Raw genomic sequence first — 16,102 nt, forward strand, 5'->3', positions numbered from 1 at the left:
CACGATCTGGAGCAGGCACACGATGAAGTTCACCGACGGGTTCTGGCAGCTGCGACCCGGCGTCACCGCCCTCTACGCCCAAGAGGCGTACGACATCCAAGAGACGGATGCCGCGCCCGACGGCCGGGGAATCACCATCACCGCTCCCACGAAGGTCATCGCCGGTCGGGGCGACACGCTCAATCGCGCGGTGCTGACGACGACCGTGTCCTCCCCGGCCGAGGGCGTCGTCCGCGTGCGCATCGTCCACCACGAGGGCCGGGCGTGGCACGGCGGGTTCTCCATCGCCGGCGACGAGCAGCCGCAGGTCGCGGCATCCGTCACCGAGGCCGGTGCCACCGTCTCCGCCGGCGCGCTCACCGCGCGCGTGGCAGCCGGAGCACCATGGGACCTCTCGTTCGACGTCGACGGCCGGCGGGTCACCGGCAGCGGCGCGAAGTCGCAGGGATACATCCAGGTCGACCCCGACGCTCAGGTCGACCCGGGGATCGTCGGCAACGCCCGCGGCGGGACCACGCGCGCGCTCGCTCCGGCGTACGTCCACGAACAGCTCGAGCTCGGGGTGGGGGAGCGGATCTACGGCCTCGGCGAGCGCTTCGGCCCGCTCGTGAAGAACGGCCAGATGGTCGACATCTGGAACGCCGACGGCGGGACCTCCAGCGAGCAGGCATACAAGAACGTCCCGTTCTACCTCTCCAGCGAGGGCTACGGCGTCCTCGTCAACGACCCGGGCCACGTCTCGTTCGAGGTCGGCTCCGAGGCGGTCGAGCGCGTGCAGTTCTCGGTCCCCGGCGAGGCGCTCGAGTACTTCGTCATCGCCGGCCCCAGCCCGAAGGACGTCCTGCGGCGCTATACCGCGCTCACCGGTCGGCCACCGGTCGTGCCGGCGTGGTCGTACGGGCTGTGGCTGTCGACATCGTTCACCACCGACTACGACGAGGGCACGGTTACGTCGTTCCTCAACGAGATGTCGCGGCGCGAGCTGCCCGTGTCGGTGTTCCACTTCGACTGCTTCTGGATGCGCGAGTTCAACTGGTGCGACTTCGAGTGGGACGCGCGGGTCTTCCCCGATCCCGACGGTATGCTCGCGCGCCTGCACGACAAGGACCTGAGGGTGAGCGTCTGGCTCAACCCCTACATCGGCCAGCGCTCGAAGCTCTTCGCCGAGGCCGCCGAGCGGGGCTATCTCGTGCGCCGGGCCGACGGCTCGGTGTGGCAGTGGGACCTGTGGCAGGCGGGTATGGGGCTCGTCGACTTCACCAACCCCGACGCGACCGAGTGGTACCAGTCGAAGCTGCGTGCGCTCGTCGATCAGGGCGTGGACTGCTTCAAGACGGACTTCGGCGAGCGCATCCCCACCGACGTGGTGTGGGCGGACGGATCCGACCCGCAGCGCATGCACAACCTCTACACGCACCTGTACAACCAGGCGGTGTACGACGTGCTCGTGGACGCGCGCGGCGCCGGCGATGCGGTGCTGTTCGCGCGGTCGGCCACCGCCGGCGGACAGACCATGCCGGTGCACTGGGGAGGCGACTCGACATCGACGTTCACGTCCATGGCCGAGACCCTCCGCGGCGGGCTCTCGCTCGCCCTGAGCGGCTTCGCGTACTGGAGTCATGACATCGGCGGCTTCGAGGGCACGCCGGATGCCGGGGTCTTCAAGCGCTGGACCGCGTTCGGTCTGCTGGGGAGCCACTCGCGGTTCCACGGCTCGCAGTCCTATCGGGTGCCGTGGCAGTTCGACGACGAGGCGGTGGACGTCACACGCCGGTTCACCCGGCTCAAGATGCGGCTGATGCCGTATCTGTTCGGGCTCGGCGTCGAGGCCGCGCAGACGGGGCTGCCCGTGATGCGCGCCATGCAGCTGGAGTTCCCCGACGACCCGGCGGTGGCCTACCTCGACCGGCAGTACATGCTCGGACCGGATCTTCTGGTCGCCCCCGTGTTCTCCGCGAGCGGCGACGTGGAGTTCTACCTGCCGGCCGGCACCTGGACGAGCCTGCTGACCGGGGAGCAGGTCGCCGGCGGCGGCTGGCGACGCGAGAGGCACGGCTTCGACAGCCTGCCGCTGTACGTCCGCCCCGGTGCCGTGCTGCCGTGGGGAGCGCGCGAGGACCGGCCGGATTACGACTATCTCGATGGGCTGGCCCTGCGGGTGTTCGGCGGGGGATCGGGGGAGGCGGCCGTGCGGGTGACCACGCCGGACGGCCGCTCGGAGACCTTCACGGTCGACCGCGCAGACGTGACCGGCTGAGCCGCCGAGTCTCGCGGGGGAGAGCGCGAGCCGCACCCCCGCGGACGGAGTTACCCTGTCGGGATGAACGACCTGACCTTCACTCACGAGCCGGATGCCTCGCGGTACACGCTGCTGCGCGGTGACGACCTGGTCAGCGTGCTGGACTACCGCGACGACGGACGCACGGTGGCGATGACCCGCGCCTACACGATCCCCTCGTTCCGCGGCCACGGCTACGCCGCCGAGCTCGTCGACCGCGCCGTCACGGAGCTCGAGCGCGCGGGCGACCGCGCCGTCATCCCCGTCTGCTGGTACGTCGCGGACTGGTTCGCCGACCACCCCGACCGGCGCGGAGTGCTTGCGCGCAGCGCGTGAACCTCGCCCTGCCCGCTCTTGTCAAGACCCTCTTGTCGTCCGCGTTCAGGGGCGAAGGTGGAGGCTGGACGAGAGGAGCCCAGCATGGAGCGAGAACTCCCCGAAGGTGTGATCAACGTGGCGCCGCCCGGCGGTTTCGACCCGGTCGGCGACGGCGAGACGGCGGAGCGGAACGACGCCGCGACCGGCTCGGAGCAGCTGGCGGCAGAGCACTCGCCGCCCGATGACCCGGCCGCCGGCGAGGCGGTGCGGCAGGGCGCCGACCCCGATCTCTCGACCGACGACGAGGAAGGCGACCGATCATGAGCGGTACGACCGAGAACGAGTTCGAGAATCCCGGTGGGAACTACCCCGACAGCGGGAAGGAGACTGCTCAGCGCGACGACGACGCGCGCCGCGACGAGGAGCCCGCCACCCCCGCGGCGCCCGAGCCCACGCACGAGGCGGTCGGGATCGGCGTCGTGCCGAGCCCGGACCACCACGGGCAGGACGGCGGTCGCGACACCCTGACGGTGAGCGAGGCGCAGCGTACCGAGGGCGGTCTGGGCACCGAGCAGGAGCAGAGGCTCCCCGCCATGTCGCAGAACGACGCCTCCGACGTGGACAAGGTGGCGGGGATCGTCGCCCAGACCCGTTCGGATGTCGGGGACCAGTCGCTCGACCGCATCGCCGACGTGCTGCGTCAGAGGCTCGTGCAGGCCGGCGTCGAGCTGCCCGACGATGAGGTGCGGGAACTGGCCCGCCAGGTCTCGACGGGCGACGACGGAGACGAATCCGCGCGCTGACCCTCGACGCGACATCGGAAGCGCCGTCCGCCCTCCCGGGGCGGGCGGCGCTCTGCAGAAATCGACCGCACGTGGCAGTCGATCAGGTGCGGTCGAGGAAGCCCAGGATCCGGTGGGCGGCGGGGCCGGCATCCTTGATCATCGTCTCGTGCCGATGCCCCGGGATCTCGGTCAGTTCGGCGCTCGGGATCATGCGCGCGACGTCCACGCACCACTCGCGCGGGGCCACCGGGTCCTTCTGGCCGCGCATCACCAGCGCGGGCACCGTCACGCGTGGATACGTGTCCTCGGGCCGATGGGCCAGGACCGCCTTCAGCTCGCGCCGGAAGTTCGGCCACGACCGCAGGTACTCCCGGGCGCCGATGAACAGCACGCGGGGGTTCTCCCGGATCAGATCGCGCCCCAGACGGAGCGCCTGCTGGCGCCACGTCCGCGCCCGGGCATCGACCGTCGGGGCGATGAGGACGATGCTGCGCACGAGCTCGGGATGCCGCACGGCGACCTCCGCCGCGATCTGACTTCCCATGGAGTGGCCGACGATCACCGCAGGCGACGTGCCCCGTGCCCGCAGGAGCGCCGCGATGTGGTCGGCCGCGCGCTCCATCGACAGCGTCTTGGGCGGTTCGGGCGCCTCGCCGTATCCGGGCAGGTCGACGGCGAGCACGTGGCCCGCCGATGCCAGCCGCGCGGTAAGCCTGATGAACACAGAGCGTCCCATTCCCAGACCGTGCAGGAGGACGAACGTGTGCGGTCCCGAGGATCGCTCCTCTTCGACGATCATGGTCGCGCCGGCGTGGGTGAACTCGTAGGGCGCGGTCGCGCCCGGTCCGTCGGCGCCGAGTTCGTCGTCGGGCATGCCCTCCAGGTTATCCGGCGAACCGCGACCGGCCTCACCGGCGATGTCGGACGGTCGGCTTACCGTGTGAGCATGCGCATCCTGCACACCTCGGACTGGCACATCGGGCGGTCGTTCCACGGCCATTCCACGCTCGATGCGCTCGCCGGTGTGCTTCGTGCTCTCGTCGCGCAGGTGCGCGAGCACGACGTCGATCTCGTCATCGTCGCCGGCGACGTCTTCGACTCCGCCGCCCCCTCCGCTGCCTGCTATCCGCTGCTCACCTCGACCCTGCGCGACCTCGCCGACACGGGTGCGCGCGTCATCGTGACAAGCGGCAACCACGACTCGGCCGCCCGCCTGGGCTTCCAGTCCGGACTGCTGCGTGACGGCATCCATGTGGTGACCGACCCGGCATCCGTCGGCACTCCGGTCACGATCGAGGACTCACACGGCCCGGTCCACGTCTACGCGCTGCCGTTCCTCGAGCCCGCGCTCGTGCGGCACCTGTGGGACGACGTCGAGCTTCGCACGCAGCAGCAGACGATGGCGCACGCCATGGGGCTGGTGCGTGCGGACCTGGCCGGCCGCGGCGGTCGATCCGTGGTCGTGTCGCACTGCTTCGCGGCGGGCGTCGAGGCCACGCCGGGAGTGGAGCGAGAGATCCGCCAGGGCACGCTCGACGTCGTGCCGCTGTCGGTCTTCGACGGCCCCGACTACGTCGCGCTCGGCCACATCCACGGGCGGCAGCGGCTGTCCGACCGCGTGCGGTACGCCGGAGCGCCCCTGCACTACAGCTTCGGCGAGGCCGACAAGCCGCGCGGATCGTGGCTGGTCGACCTCGACGAGGCCGGCCTGGCGACGGTCGTGTGGCTCGACCTGCCGGTTCCGCGCCGCCTGCGGACCCTTCGGGGGACGCTCGAGGAGCTCCTCACCCACGACCGGTACGCGGACGCCGCCGAAGACTGGGTGTGCGTGCAGTACACCGACCCCACGCCGCAGAGCGACCCGATGCGGCGTCTGCTGGCGCGCTTCCCCCACTGCGCGACGGTGATGCACCTTCCCGGCTCCGCCCGAGCGGATGACGGCCTCAGCTACTCCCATCGGGTGCGTGCGGCGCGTTCGGACGCCGAACTCATCGACGCCTTCCTGACACATGTGCGCGAGGGCGAGGGCGCCGGCGCACGCGAGGCCGAGATCATCCGGGACGTCATCGGCGAGCGGATCGTCGCCGAGGCGCGGACGTGAAACTCCACCGGCTTCGCCTGGAGGGGTTCGGGCCCTTCCGCGATCGGCAGGAGGTCGACTTCGACGCGTTCGCCGACGACGGCATCTTCCTGATCGCCGGGCGCACCGGTGCGGGCAAGTCCAGCGTGCTCGACGGCGTGTGCTTCGGCCTCTACGGCGGCGTACCGCGGTACGACGGCAGCGAGAAGCGCATCCGCAGCGACCACTGCGCGCCCGATGACCCGACGTCCGTCTCGATCGAGTTCACGACGGGAGGCCGGCGGTGGCGGGTGACGAGGTCGCCCGAGTACGAGCGGGCCAAGAAGCGGGGGAGCGGCACCACCACGGTGGCGGCCGAGGCCCAGCTCGACGAGTACGTCGGAGGAGCCTGGATCGGCCGGGCGTCGGGCGCACGCTCGGTGGCACTCGAGCTCGACGACGTGCTCGGGCTCAGCCAGCAGCAGTTCCTGCAGGTCATCCTGCTGGCGCAGAACCGTTTCGCGCAGTTCCTGCTGGCCAAGAACGACGAGCGGCAGAAGCTGCTGCGCCGGCTCTTCGGCACCCGGACCTACGAGGATTACCAGGTCGCCCTCGAGGACCGGCGTCGGGAGTCGGAGCGCGCGCTGGCCACCGCGGGCGACGGGGTCGCGCTTCTGCTCGCCGAGGCGGATCGCGTCCTCGCCGCCGCGGGATTGGCGGCCGACGCCGGGAAGGACAGCGAGGAAGCCGGCGGTGACGGCAGCCCGGTGGCCTCACCGGGCTCGCGCCTCGAGGCGGCGGAGCGCGGCGTGCAGCGCGCGCGGTATCGCGCCGAGAGCCTGGGGCACGAGAGGGACGCCGCTGACGATGCGCACCGCCGCGCCGAGGCCGAGCACGCGCGCGCGACGACGCTTCACGAGCGGCAGCAGCAGCGCCTGAACTCGCGCGCGGCCCTCGCCGCGTTGGAGGCCCGCGACGAGCAGATCGCCCGTGACCGGCAGACGCTCGCGCACGCTCAGGTCGCCGAGGTGCTGCGCGCACCCATCGAGACAGCCGAGCGGGCCGAGGCGGCGACCCTCGCCGCTGCGCGGACCGCCGACGATGCGCAGCGTCGGCTGGCGGCCGCGGTCGACGGCTTCGACGAGCTGGACCTCTCCGTCTCGGACGACGACCGCGCTCTGCAGGATGTCGTGTCGGACCTGACCGGACGTATCGCGGTGTGGACGGCGGCGCTCGAGAGCGAGCGGATGCTCGAGGCGACGCTTCGTGCCATCGCTGAGCGCACGAGCACGCTCGCCGAGCTCGACGCGAGCGTGGCCGAGATCGCGGGTGCCGTCGCCGACGTGCCCGCGCGTCTCGAGGCCTTGGACGCTGAACTGGCGCGGGCGCAGGGTCCGGCGGACGCCGTCGACGAGCGGCGGGAGCGGCTGTCCGAGCTGGAGTCGATGCTGGCCGCAGCTCGGCAGGCGGTCGTGCACGCCGACGCCGCCCGCACGGCGGACGAGGCCTACCTCACCGCGAGCGCGACCCACGACGCCGCCCGTGCGGCGGTGACCGGGCTGCTGCAGCGCCGTCTCGCGGGCTTCGCCGGAGAGCTCGCGCACCGGCTGCAACCGGGTGAGCCGTGCGCGGTCTGCGGATCGGTCGAGCACCCCGCGCCCGCCGACCCGGCGGACGATCCCGTCACCGATGAGCAGATCGCCGCCGCCGAGGCCGCACGCGATGCCGCGGCCGAAGCCGAGACGGATGCCGCCGCCGCCGCGCGCGATGCCCGACAGGCGCTCGCCGATGCCCGAGCCCGTGCCGGTGGCGAAGACGTCGCCCGCCTCGTCGAGCGGCGCGATGCCGCCGCGGCGGACGCGGAGCGCGCCCTGCGCGCGGCCGAGACGGTGACGCGGCTGACGGGGGAGCGCGCCGAACTGCTCGCCCTCGATGAGGCCGCCCGGGCCGAACGCGACCGCCTGGTCGACGAGCAGGCGCAGGTCCGCGAACAGCTGGCCGGCGCCCGTGCCCGGGCCGATCAGGATCGCCGCATCGTGGACGAGGCGCGCGGCGCTCACGCCAGCGTCGCCGACCGGATCGCCGCGGCCACGCGCGTGCGCGATGCCGCCCGCACGGCAGCCGAGTCGCTGGCGGCACAGCGGACGACCGTGGCCGCCGCGATCCGCGCCCGTGAAGAGCGTGACGAACTGGTCGACGCGAGCGACTTCGACGACGTCGCCGCAGCGACGGCGGCGCTGCGCGACGCCGACGCGCGCGCGGCGCTGGACGCCGGCATCCGGGATCACGACGCATCGCTGCGCGCGGAGCGCGACCGCCTGCGCGATCTCGAACTCGCCCTCGCCGGCGAGCCGGACGAGCCGATCGACCTCGCGGTGCCGCGCGCTGCTCTCGCAGCGGCGCGGGACGAGTGGAGCCGCGCTGTCGACGCGGCCGCCGAGGCGGCGCAGGCGGCGCGCACGGTGAGCGACCTCGTGGACCGCGCCCGCCGCGAACAGGAGGAGCTCGCCGGGCTCGCCGAGGATCACGAGATCATCGCCCGCCTGGCCAACACGGTGGCCGGACGCGCGCCCAACACGCATCGGATGACGCTCGAGTCGTTCGTCCTCGCAGCTGAGCTGGAGGAGATCGTCGAGGCCGCGAACGTGCGCCTGGCGGACATGTCGGCGGGTCGATACCGCATCCAGCACACCGACGCGCTCGCCGCTCGCGGTGCCGCGTCGGGGCTCGGACTCGAGATCATGGACGCCCACACCGGAGCGGCACGCCCCGCGCAGTCGCTCTCGGGCGGCGAGACGTTCCTGGCCTCGCTCTCGCTGGCACTGGGACTCGCCGAGGTGGTCACCGCTCGCGCGGGCGGTGTGCGACTGGACACGCTGTTCATCGACGAGGGGTTCGGCTCGCTCGACGACGACACGCTCGACCTCGCCATGCGCACCCTCGACGAGCTGCGTTCGGGTGGGCGCACCGTCGGGCTCATCAGCCACGTCGCCGCCATGAAGGAGCAGATTCCCGCGCAGCTGCGGGTCGAGGCGACGCCGCACGGGCCGAGCGTGATCCGTCAGGGTGCCGCCATCGTGGCGTGAGCGGGCTCGTATGCTGAGGGGATGAACAAGGGCACCTTCTGGACCATCCTGGCCGTCGTACTGGCGATCGTGATCGCCTGGGTACTGGTCGAGGTGGTGTTCTCGGTGCTGTGGTTCGTCGTCAAGCTCCTGATCGTCCTCGCCGTCGCCGGCGTGGTGTTCCTGCTGATCCGAGGCGCGTTCGCCCGCTCCGGACGCTGAACCGTCGGAAGACCGGAGGGGTGGTCAGACGCCGTAGTCGCGACGGATCCTGTCGCGAAGCTGAGCACTGCACGCCGCCACGGTCTCCTGCCAGCTCAGGTGCGCGTCGTCCTGGGCGCGGTCCGACACCGACTTGAGGATGCGGATGGGCACGCCGAACCTGCCCGCCACCCACGCGTAGGCGTAGGCCTCCATGTCCACCAGGCCCGCGCCCAGCGGCCGGATGACCTGCACCGCTTCGGCGTCGTCGACGAAATGGTCGCCGGTGGCGATGGCGACCTCCCCGTCGCCGATCTCCACCCGCTGCGGCAGTGAGACGTGCTGGCCCACGATGCCGTCGATGTCCGTCACATCGTGCTGGATCGCCGTTCCCACCTCGTACACGTCGTGGGTCAGCCGCGGGTCGATCGCCCCGGCCGTCCCCACCACGACGATCTCTTCGTACTCCCCGGCGTCCAGCGCCCGCGTCAGCGCGTACGTGGCCTGCAGCTTGCCGGGCCCGGTGACCAGACGGTCGAATCCGGGAAGATCAGCGGGAAAGGCGACGAGTTCGGATTCGAGGGCGGCGACGAGGAGTCTCATCGTTCCATTCTCGCCGCACCGGTGCCGCGCAGCGCCGGCACCACGGTCCGCCGCCGGTCACGGACCCACCGGATGCCGTCCCGACGGTGCTCGTCCCGGGTGGCGAAGCGGTACCGGTACGACAGCGCCCGCACGAAAGCGGGCTTCTCTCCGGCGAACGGGTCGTAGGCGAGCAGCCGGAGCACGGCCGGGTCGGCGTCGAGCAGTCGGCCGAGGAACGCGGCGAACCAGTCTTCGTAGGTGCGTCCGAGCGGAAGGAACCACATCAGCCAGTCCAGGCGCAGGTGGTAGGGGGCGAACTGCCGCGGGATACGCCTCACGTCGCCGGGCTTGCCCTTGAATCCGTACTCGTGCCACACGGCGGTGTCGGGGTCGGGATCGCGGGTGCCCTCCACGACGATCTCGACCCGCTGGCGCGTCACCGTGCCGAACGCGCCGTACGCGTTGGCCAGCTGCCAGCGGTTGAAGCTCGCGTTCATCAGCTGTCGGTGGGCGAACAGGTTCCGCATGGACGGAATGCTGATCCCCACGTAGAGCAGCGCGACGCCCGACGTCACCACGACCCACCACAGCGGCATCCCGTCGATCAGCCACGGCGGGTCGGAGGGGGCCGGCCCCGCCGGAGCGCCGATGCCGGGAAGCCCCACGGCCGCGAAGGCGATCACGATGGTCGCCCAGTTCAGCCACGCGAAGTTGCCGGTGATGACCAGCCACGTCTGCGTCGCGATGACCGCCGCCGCCGCGCCCGCTCCGATGATCGCGGGAACGGGCCCCGGCACCCACAACCCCAGCAGCGGCGCGAACAGCAGCCAGGGCACCGCCAGCTGGGCGATGTGATTGCCGATCACTTCGCCCCGGTGGAACCATGCCGGGAGCAGATGCGCCTGGCGGCTGAGCGGACCGGGCATCGGCTGGGTCTCGTGGTGATACATCAGCGCGGTCAGGTCGCGCCATTCCCGGCCGCCGCGGATCTTGATCATCCCGGCTCCGAACTCGAGGCGGAACAGCAGCCACCAGAACAGCACGATGACGGCAGTCGCCGGCGGCTGATCGTCCGACCCGAGGAAGGCCGCCAGGAACCCTGCTTCCAGGAGCAGCATCTCCCACCCGAAGCCGTAGAAGGTCTGACCGATCGACACGATCGACATGTAGCCGAACCACACGAGCAGGAAGGCGACCATCGGCACCCAGGGCGGTCCGAGCTGGGGGATGCCGCACACCAGACTCGCCGACACGACGATGCCGCCCGCGCACAGGGCCACGAGTCGGCGATCGGTGTAGCGCACCCGGCGGAAGAGGGTCGGTCGCAGCATCCGCCCCGCCCGTGGGGAGGATCGCGCCCACGCCAGGAGTTCGGTCGCCGGCAGCAGGCCGCGCTCGCCCAGGAGGGGACGGAACTGATTCAGAGACGAGACGAACGCCACCAGGAACAGCGCCGCGACGCCGCGCTGGAGCACCTGTCGCGCGAACGCGAAGTCGACCGCTGCGAAGCCGTCCATGGCTCACCCGGGGAAGAGGTCCTCGAGTTCGACGTGCACGCCCGAGAGGTCGGCGAGGGCCTGGCGCGCCGCGTACCACCCGGGCATCCCGGTCACGCCCGGCCCCGGAGGCGTGGACGCCGAAGCCAGGTAGACCCCACGCAGCGGCGTGCGCCATGGCGTGCGCGAGAGCACCGGCCGCACGACCGCCTGGCGGATCGTGAACGCCCCGCCCAGGATGTCACCGCCGATGTCCGCCGGATTGAACTGCGGTCGCTCGGCCGCGGTCATCGCCGACGACGCGACGATGCGGTCGCGGAAACCGGGGGCGAAACGCTCGAGCTGGCGCGTGACGACATCGGTCGGGTCCAGCGTCGAGCCCGACGGCACGTGGATGTACGCCCACAGCGTCTGTCCGTCTCCCGGCGCTCGCGAGTCGTCGAGCACACCGGGCTGCACGACGAGCGCGTACGGGCGCTCGGCCAGGCGCCCGGCTGCGACGGCGTTCTCGGCGGCCTCGATCTCGGCCCTGGTGCCGCCGATGTGCACGGTGGGCGAGCGTGCGAGGTCCGCGTGGGCCCAGGGCACCGGGCCGTCGAGGGCGAAGTCCACCTTCGCGGCCGCGGCCCCGTACCGGTAGCGCCCGATCGCGCGCGCGTATGAGCCCGGCAGGTCGGGGTGGGTCAGCAGCAGCCGGGGGGTGGTGTCGAGCATCAGCAGGTCGCCGGCGTCGGGGTCGCCCCAGTCGAGGTCGCCGAGCCGCCGCACCCGGCGTCCGGTCTCGATGCGTCCGCCGTGGGCGTGCAGGTCGGCCACGAGCGCGTCGGCGATCCGCTGCGCCCCGCCGCGGGGGTAGGCCCAGCCGTCGCCGGAGTGGGCGTGAGCGGCCAGGAACAGCCCGGATCCGGCCGCGGCCAGCGACGGCAGCGCCGTGTTCGCGTGCGCCAGGACGCCGGTCAGCAGCGCGGCGGCCCCCTCCCCGTGGAACGTGCGTCGACCCAGCGACGAGCCGCTGCGCAGCACACGAAGTCCGAATCGGGCGGCGACGACCGGATGCCGCGGCATACGCAGCAGCTGACTGCCGGTGAACTCCACCACGGCGTCGAGGTGGCGGCTCGGATGCCCCACCAGTCGTCGCCACGCGGCGCCGTCGCGCCCGAGTCCCGCCGTCGTCCGGTCGAGGTCCCGCCACGCGATCGCTGCGCGACCCCCGTCGAGCGGGTGCGCGTAGGCGATGTCGGGCACGATCCACTCGATGCGCTCGCGCAGGCCGAAAGCGCGGAAGAAGGGCGAGCTGAGCGCGGCGGGGTGAACCGCCGAGCCCACGTCGTGGTGGTACCCGGGAACGGTGAGCTCGCCGGTGCGCACGCCGCCGCCGACACTCTCGGCTGCCTCGAGCACCTCGACGCGGTAGCCCGCGCGCGCCAGGGTCACGGCCGCGGCAAGCCCGTTGGGGCCGCTGCCGACGATGGTCGCGCGCCGAACCATGGCACTCATCCTGCCACTGCCGCGCGCCTGTGTCCCCGGTGCCGCCGGCGCTGCCCCGGACGCCGTCGTCAGGTCAGGCGGTACCCCACGCCGCGGACCGTCTCGATCCGACCGGATCCCAGCTTCTGACGCAGATAGCCGATGTACACATCGGCGACGTTCGATCCCGGGTCGAAGTCGTACCCCCAGACGCGGCTCAGCAGCTGCTCGCGGCTGAGCACCTGTCCGGCATGACGAACGAGCTCCTCGGCGAGCGCGAACTCCCGCGCCGAGAGCTCGACGGCGTCGTCGCCGATCTGGGCGCGCCGGGTGCGGACGTCGAGCACCAGGTCGCGGTGGCGCAGCTCGGTGCCGGCGGCGGTCTCGTCGCGGCGCATGCGCAGGCGGATGCGCGCGACCAGCTCGTCGAAGCGGAACGGCTTGCCGAGATAGTCGTCGGCTCCGCCTTCCAGCCCGGCGACGGTGTCGTGCAGCTCCACACGCGCGGTCAGCATGATGACCGGCATCCGCGAACCCGACCCGCGCAGGTTCTCGAGCACGGCGAAGCCGTCCATGCCGGGGAGGTTCACATCCAGCACGAGCAGGTCGAACTCGTCGCTCAGCGCCAGTTCGAGGGCCTCGGGACCCGTGGGGGCCACGCGCGTGGCGAATCCCGCCGCGCGCAGCCCCTTGTCGATGAAGCCCGAGATGCGCGCCTCGTCGTCGGCGATCAGGATCGATGCCATGGCTGGTCTCCTTGTCCGGTGACGAGGGGCACGGCGATCACGAACTCCGCGCCACCGCCGGGGGCGTCCACCACACGGGCCTGACCGCCGTGGGCGCGGGCGATGAGCTGCACGATGTTCAGCCCGAGACCGGTTCCGCCCTGCTCCTCGCTGCGCGGTCCACGCGTGAACCGGTCGAAGACCGACGGCTTCAGCTCGTCCGGAACACCGGGGCCGAAATCCCGCACCGACAGCTCGAGGGCCCCGTCGCGCACGGCGCTCGAGATGACCATGCGGCCGTCGCCGTGGGTGACCGCGTTCTGCGCGAGCTGCAGCATCGCCTGGGTGATGCGAGCCGGGTCGACCGCGACGACGCGCTCGACCAGGTCGCCGGTCGAGGCATCCGCCCCATCGATGCCCTGAGCCTTGCGCACGATCTGGCGCACGAGGTCGGCGACGTCGATCAGCTCGGGCTTCACCGGGGAAGGGCCGTGGAGGGCGGCGGCGCCGGCGAGCTCCTGCACCAGCACCGCCATGCGCTCGAGCTCGTCGACGGCCAGCTCGCGGGTCTCGCGCACGTCGGCGGGGTCGTCGGGGTCGACGACCTCGAGGTAGCCGCGCACGATCGTCAGGGGCGTCTTCAGCTCGTGCCCGACGTCGCTGAGCAGCCGTCGCTGGGAGTCGAGCGCGCCGTCGAGGCGGTCGAGCATGTCGTTCATGGTCTGTGCGAGTTCCGACACGTCGTCGCGGCCGTGCACCGGGAGGCGGTCCGACAGCGACTGCGCCGAGACCCGCTCCGCAGTCTCGCGCATCTCTCGCAGGGGTCGCAGCAGGCGGGTGGTCACCAGCGCCGCCGCGGCCGCGGTCACCAGGATGGTCACCGCCGAGGCGATGGCGAACACGCGGGCGGCGGTGTCGATCTCGGCGAGCTCGGCTTCGATGTCGTACGCGATCACGAAGACGGCACGACTGCCGGGCGCTGCGGCCACCGAGATCGGCGTCGCGAGGTACCGCCACGTCACGTCGTCCCCGGCGTAGGTGGCGATGATCGGCGCGTCGGAGTCGGTCTGCTCCACGACGTGGGCGACGAAGCCGGGGGCGGACTGCAGGTCGACGTCCAGCGGCACTCCGGGCACGAGGGCGGCGTCCCCGTCGACGAGGCCGATGACGCCGGTGTTGTCGTCGGGGGCGGCGCGCTGCACGACCGCCGCGAGCGCCTGCTCGGGGTCCTCCCACCTCCCGGTGTCGGGCGAGCCCTGCTCCACGAGGAAGCGGGCCGAATCGAGATTCGCCTCGAGCAGGGAGTCGACCTGTCGCAGGATGCGCCCGCGCTCCTCCAGGTAGACCACGAACCCGACCGCCAGCATCCCGATCGCCGAGACCACCGTGATCACCGCGATCAGCCGCGTGCGCACCGACAGCGGGCGCGGCCGCAGGCGGCGTGGAGTCGGGTCGGTCACGTTCTCAGTATGTCCGCGGCGGCGGGTTCCGCGACGCGACCCTAAGAGAGGTCTCATCAGTCCCGGCTCCGGGTCGTGGTGTGATCGGAGGATGCGTGCCGATACCCGCTCTCGTGAAGAGCTCCTGCTGCGCGAGGTGCTGGAACTCGGCGACGAGGCTCCGGTCACCATGATCTCGCGGGAGCCGTCCGGCGAAGGGTCGGTCGCCGGGTTCACGCTGGCCGAGTCGGGCGAGGAGCTGACGTACTTCGTCGACACGTCCGGGCGCGCGGTGGCCAGAGAGACCGGCCTCGTGCTGGGCGAGCTCACCGCCCCCGAAGCGCGCGTGTGGCTGCACCCGGCCGACCCCCACCTGCCCGCACTCGCGCCGGTGGCATTCTCGGATGCCGCGGCCACACTCCTCGCGCGACTGGGCGTGACCGCCACCGGTGCGCCGCGCCTCGTCGCCTACCGTGCGGGCCGGCGCGCCGTGCTCAGCGTCGACGCCGAAGGCGGGCGGCAGTGGGTGAAGGTGGTGCGGCCCGATCGTGTGGAACGGATCGTCGATGCCCATCGTGCGCTCGCCGCGGCCGGGGTGCCGCAGCCCGGGCTGCGGGGGTGGTCGGACGACGGGCTCGTCGTCATCGATCAGGCCGAGGGCGTTCCGGCGGCCGACGCCCTCGGCGCCGCCGGCGGGTCGATCGATCCGGATGCTCTGCTCGACGAGGTGGACGGGCTGCGGCGACGCATCGCGGGTGCCGCGCTGCGGTCGCCCGCCCGGACCGACATGACCCGGCGACTCGCGTGGTACGCCGACCGGCTGTCGGTCGTGCTCCCGGGGGAGCTGGCCGCCGGGGTGGCCCGCACCGTCGCGGCGGTCGACGGGGACTGGGAGTCGGGGGATCCGGTCGTGATCCACGGCGATCTGCACTTCGGACAGCTCTTCCTGGACGACGCGGCGGCCATCGCCGCCGTCATCGACGTCGACACCGCCGGCGTCGGGGCGGCATCCGACGACACGGGGGCTTTCCTCGCGCACGCGATCGCCAGCGCGATCCTGACGCCGCCGCCCCGCGACGAGCGCGTGTGGGAGCTGGCCCGCGCCGCCGCGCGGCGGTGGGATGCGGCATCCGCACCGGGCACGCGCACCCGCGCCGTGGCCCACCTTCTCGGTCATGCCCTCGGGGCGTGGGAGGCAGGGTCGCTTGCGCGCGCCGCCCGCATCCTGGCCGCTGCGCACACCGTCGCGGCGGAAGAGGCAGACGCGCTCGGGCGCTCCGCAGCGTTCGGCTAAGAGGGCTCTCACATCCGGCTTGGATGCGTCTTACCGGCCGTCGGCACAGTGGAAGCATCCCGCCGGGGCCGATCATCCCCCCGGAGCCCCGGCGGAGTCGGAAGGAGAAGCTCATGAACGGTACGAAGCGGAAGTGGGTCGCCTACGGAGTCGCCGGCGCGGTGGGCCTCGTGGTGATCGGCGGAGGCGCCGCCGCCACGGCGGCCAACATGAACCTGCGCTCCACGGACGGCCAGGTGGTCCCCGGCGGCGCGGTGACCGGCCCATCGGGCAACGTGCTCGACCGCGCGGGCGTCACGATGACGACGACCGACACCTCGGCATCCGTCGTCTCGTCGGCCTCGCCGACCCCGACGCCGTCGGCCCCGTCGCCCGCGAGCCCGGCCACCC

General features: G+C 72.3%; 15 protein-coding genes. 9 read left to right on the forward strand and 6 right to left on the reverse strand.

The features are described 5' to 3' along the window. The first annotated feature begins 22 nt into the window (after positions 1-22). The 4 genes from yicI to NFR93_RS15820 all read left to right on the forward strand — a co-directional run bounded on the left by yicI (position 23) and on the right by NFR93_RS15820 (position 3,399). Positions 23-2,257, forward strand: coding sequence for an alpha-xylosidase (gene yicI / locus NFR93_RS15805; RefSeq protein ID WP_251455464.1), 2,235 nt, complete (start codon positions 23-25; stop codon positions 2,255-2,257). Between the two features lie 63 nt (positions 2,258-2,320). Then, entirely contained in the window at positions 2,321-2,614 is a 294-nt protein-coding gene (locus tag NFR93_RS15810; protein WP_251455466.1) for a GNAT family N-acetyltransferase, read from the forward strand. An 84-nt stretch (positions 2,615-2,698) separates the two neighbouring features. Further along, positions 2,699-2,920, forward strand: a complete 222-nt coding sequence (locus NFR93_RS15815) for a hypothetical protein (RefSeq protein WP_251455468.1) — start codon at positions 2,699-2,701, stop codon at positions 2,918-2,920. Next, complete coding sequence (locus NFR93_RS15820) at positions 2,917-3,399, forward strand: hypothetical protein (RefSeq protein ID WP_251455470.1); 483 nt, start codon at positions 2,917-2,919, stop codon at positions 3,397-3,399. The genes NFR93_RS15815 and NFR93_RS15820 overlap by 4 nt, the downstream gene beginning before the upstream one ends. Before the next feature lie 82 nt (positions 3,400-3,481). On the opposite strand, the gene NFR93_RS15825 is transcribed toward NFR93_RS15820, so the two are convergent. Further along, a complete protein-coding gene (locus NFR93_RS15825; RefSeq protein WP_251455472.1) occupies positions 3,482-4,255 on the reverse strand; it encodes an alpha/beta fold hydrolase in 774 nt (257 codons plus the stop codon). 72 nt (positions 4,256-4,327) lie between these two features. Between NFR93_RS15825 and NFR93_RS15830 the strand changes: the two genes are divergently transcribed. Genes NFR93_RS15830 through NFR93_RS15840 form a run of 3 tightly spaced genes read left to right on the forward strand, consistent with a single transcriptional unit; the run spans position 4,328 to position 8,727 of the window. Beyond that, on the forward strand, positions 4,328-5,482 hold the full coding sequence (locus NFR93_RS15830) for an exonuclease SbcCD subunit D (RefSeq protein WP_251455474.1): 1,155 nt from the start codon (positions 4,328-4,330) through the stop codon (positions 5,480-5,482). Then, on the forward strand, positions 5,479-8,526 hold the full coding sequence (locus tag NFR93_RS15835) for an AAA family ATPase (RefSeq protein WP_251455476.1): 3,048 nt from the start codon (positions 5,479-5,481) through the stop codon (positions 8,524-8,526). The genes NFR93_RS15830 and NFR93_RS15835 overlap by 4 nt, the downstream gene beginning before the upstream one ends. 21 nt (positions 8,527-8,547) lie before the next feature. Beyond that, the gene (locus NFR93_RS15840) at positions 8,548-8,727 is read left to right on the forward strand and encodes a hypothetical protein (protein ID WP_251455478.1); all 180 of its coding nucleotides are present in this window, start codon (positions 8,548-8,550) and stop codon (positions 8,725-8,727) included. A 24-nt stretch (positions 8,728-8,751) separates the two neighbouring features. On the opposite strand, the gene NFR93_RS15845 is transcribed toward NFR93_RS15840, so the two are convergent. The 5 genes from NFR93_RS15845 to NFR93_RS15865 form a co-directional block, all read right to left on the reverse strand. Further along, positions 8,752-9,309 carry a phosphorylase family protein gene (locus tag NFR93_RS15845; protein WP_251455480.1) on the reverse strand — a complete coding sequence of 186 codons (558 nt, stop codon included), beginning with the start codon at positions 9,307-9,309 and terminating at the stop codon, positions 8,752-8,754. Next, positions 9,306-10,808 carry a lipase maturation factor family protein gene (locus NFR93_RS15850; RefSeq protein ID WP_251455482.1) on the reverse strand — a complete coding sequence of 501 codons (1,503 nt, stop codon included), beginning with the start codon at positions 10,806-10,808 and terminating at the stop codon, positions 9,306-9,308. Before NFR93_RS15850 ends, NFR93_RS15845 begins: the two co-directional genes overlap by 4 nt. A 3-nt stretch (positions 10,809-10,811) precedes the next feature. Continuing rightward, entirely contained in the window at positions 10,812-12,275 is a 1,464-nt protein-coding gene (locus NFR93_RS15855; protein ID WP_251455484.1) for a phytoene desaturase family protein, read from the reverse strand. A gap of 68 nt (positions 12,276-12,343) precedes the next feature. Next, positions 12,344-13,000 (reverse strand): response regulator transcription factor, encoded by a 657-nt coding sequence (locus NFR93_RS15860; protein ID WP_251455486.1) that lies wholly within the window; start codon positions 12,998-13,000, stop codon positions 12,344-12,346. Next, on the reverse strand, positions 12,985-14,439 hold the full coding sequence (locus NFR93_RS15865) for a sensor histidine kinase (RefSeq protein WP_251455488.1): 1,455 nt from the start codon (positions 14,437-14,439) through the stop codon (positions 12,985-12,987). Before NFR93_RS15865 ends, NFR93_RS15860 begins: the two co-directional genes overlap by 16 nt. A gap of 91 nt (positions 14,440-14,530) precedes the next feature. On the opposite strand from NFR93_RS15865, the gene NFR93_RS15870 reads away from it, so the two are divergent. Then, complete coding sequence (locus NFR93_RS15870) at positions 14,531-15,712, forward strand: phosphotransferase (protein ID WP_251455490.1); 1,182 nt, start codon at positions 14,531-14,533, stop codon at positions 15,710-15,712. Between the two features lie 113 nt (positions 15,713-15,825). Further along, a partial coding sequence (locus tag NFR93_RS15875) for a hypothetical protein (protein WP_251455492.1) occupies positions 15,826-16,102 on the forward strand: 277 nt, incomplete at its 3' end.

The organism is Microbacterium sp. Marseille-Q6648 (genome assembly GCF_943181415.1).
Classification (GTDB): domain Bacteria; phylum Actinomycetota; class Actinomycetes; order Actinomycetales; family Microbacteriaceae; genus Microbacterium.

What these genes read in the sequence shown, in the direction of transcription:
- yicI (WP_251455464.1), top strand. Translation starts at nt 23, where the DNA reads ATGAAGTTCACCGACGGGTTCTGGCAGCTGCGACCCGGCGTCACCGCC.
- NFR93_RS15810 (WP_251455466.1), top strand. Translation starts at nt 2,321, where the DNA reads ATGAACGACCTGACCTTCACTCACGAGCCGGATGCCTCGCGGTACACG.
- NFR93_RS15815 (WP_251455468.1), top strand. Translation starts at nt 2,699, where the DNA reads ATGGAGCGAGAACTCCCCGAAGGTGTGATCAACGTGGCGCCGCCCGGC.
- NFR93_RS15820 (WP_251455470.1), top strand. Translation starts at nt 2,917, where the DNA reads ATGAGCGGTACGACCGAGAACGAGTTCGAGAATCCCGGTGGGAACTAC.
- NFR93_RS15825 (WP_251455472.1), bottom strand. Translation starts at nt 4,255, where the DNA reads ATGCCCGACGACGAACTCGGCGCCGACGGACCGGGCGCGACCGCGCCC.
- NFR93_RS15830 (WP_251455474.1), top strand. Translation starts at nt 4,328, where the DNA reads ATGCGCATCCTGCACACCTCGGACTGGCACATCGGGCGGTCGTTCCAC.
- NFR93_RS15840 (WP_251455478.1), top strand. Translation starts at nt 8,548, where the DNA reads ATGAACAAGGGCACCTTCTGGACCATCCTGGCCGTCGTACTGGCGATC.
- NFR93_RS15845 (WP_251455480.1), bottom strand. Translation starts at nt 9,309, where the DNA reads ATGAGACTCCTCGTCGCCGCCCTCGAATCCGAACTCGTCGCCTTTCCC.
- NFR93_RS15850 (WP_251455482.1), bottom strand. Translation starts at nt 10,808, where the DNA reads ATGGACGGCTTCGCAGCGGTCGACTTCGCGTTCGCGCGACAGGTGCTC.
- NFR93_RS15855 (WP_251455484.1), bottom strand. Translation starts at nt 12,275, where the DNA reads ATGGTTCGGCGCGCGACCATCGTCGGCAGCGGCCCCAACGGGCTTGCC.
- NFR93_RS15860 (WP_251455486.1), bottom strand. Translation starts at nt 13,000, where the DNA reads ATGGCATCGATCCTGATCGCCGACGACGAGGCGCGCATCTCGGGCTTC.
- NFR93_RS15870 (WP_251455490.1), top strand. Translation starts at nt 14,531, where the DNA reads ATGCGTGCCGATACCCGCTCTCGTGAAGAGCTCCTGCTGCGCGAGGTG.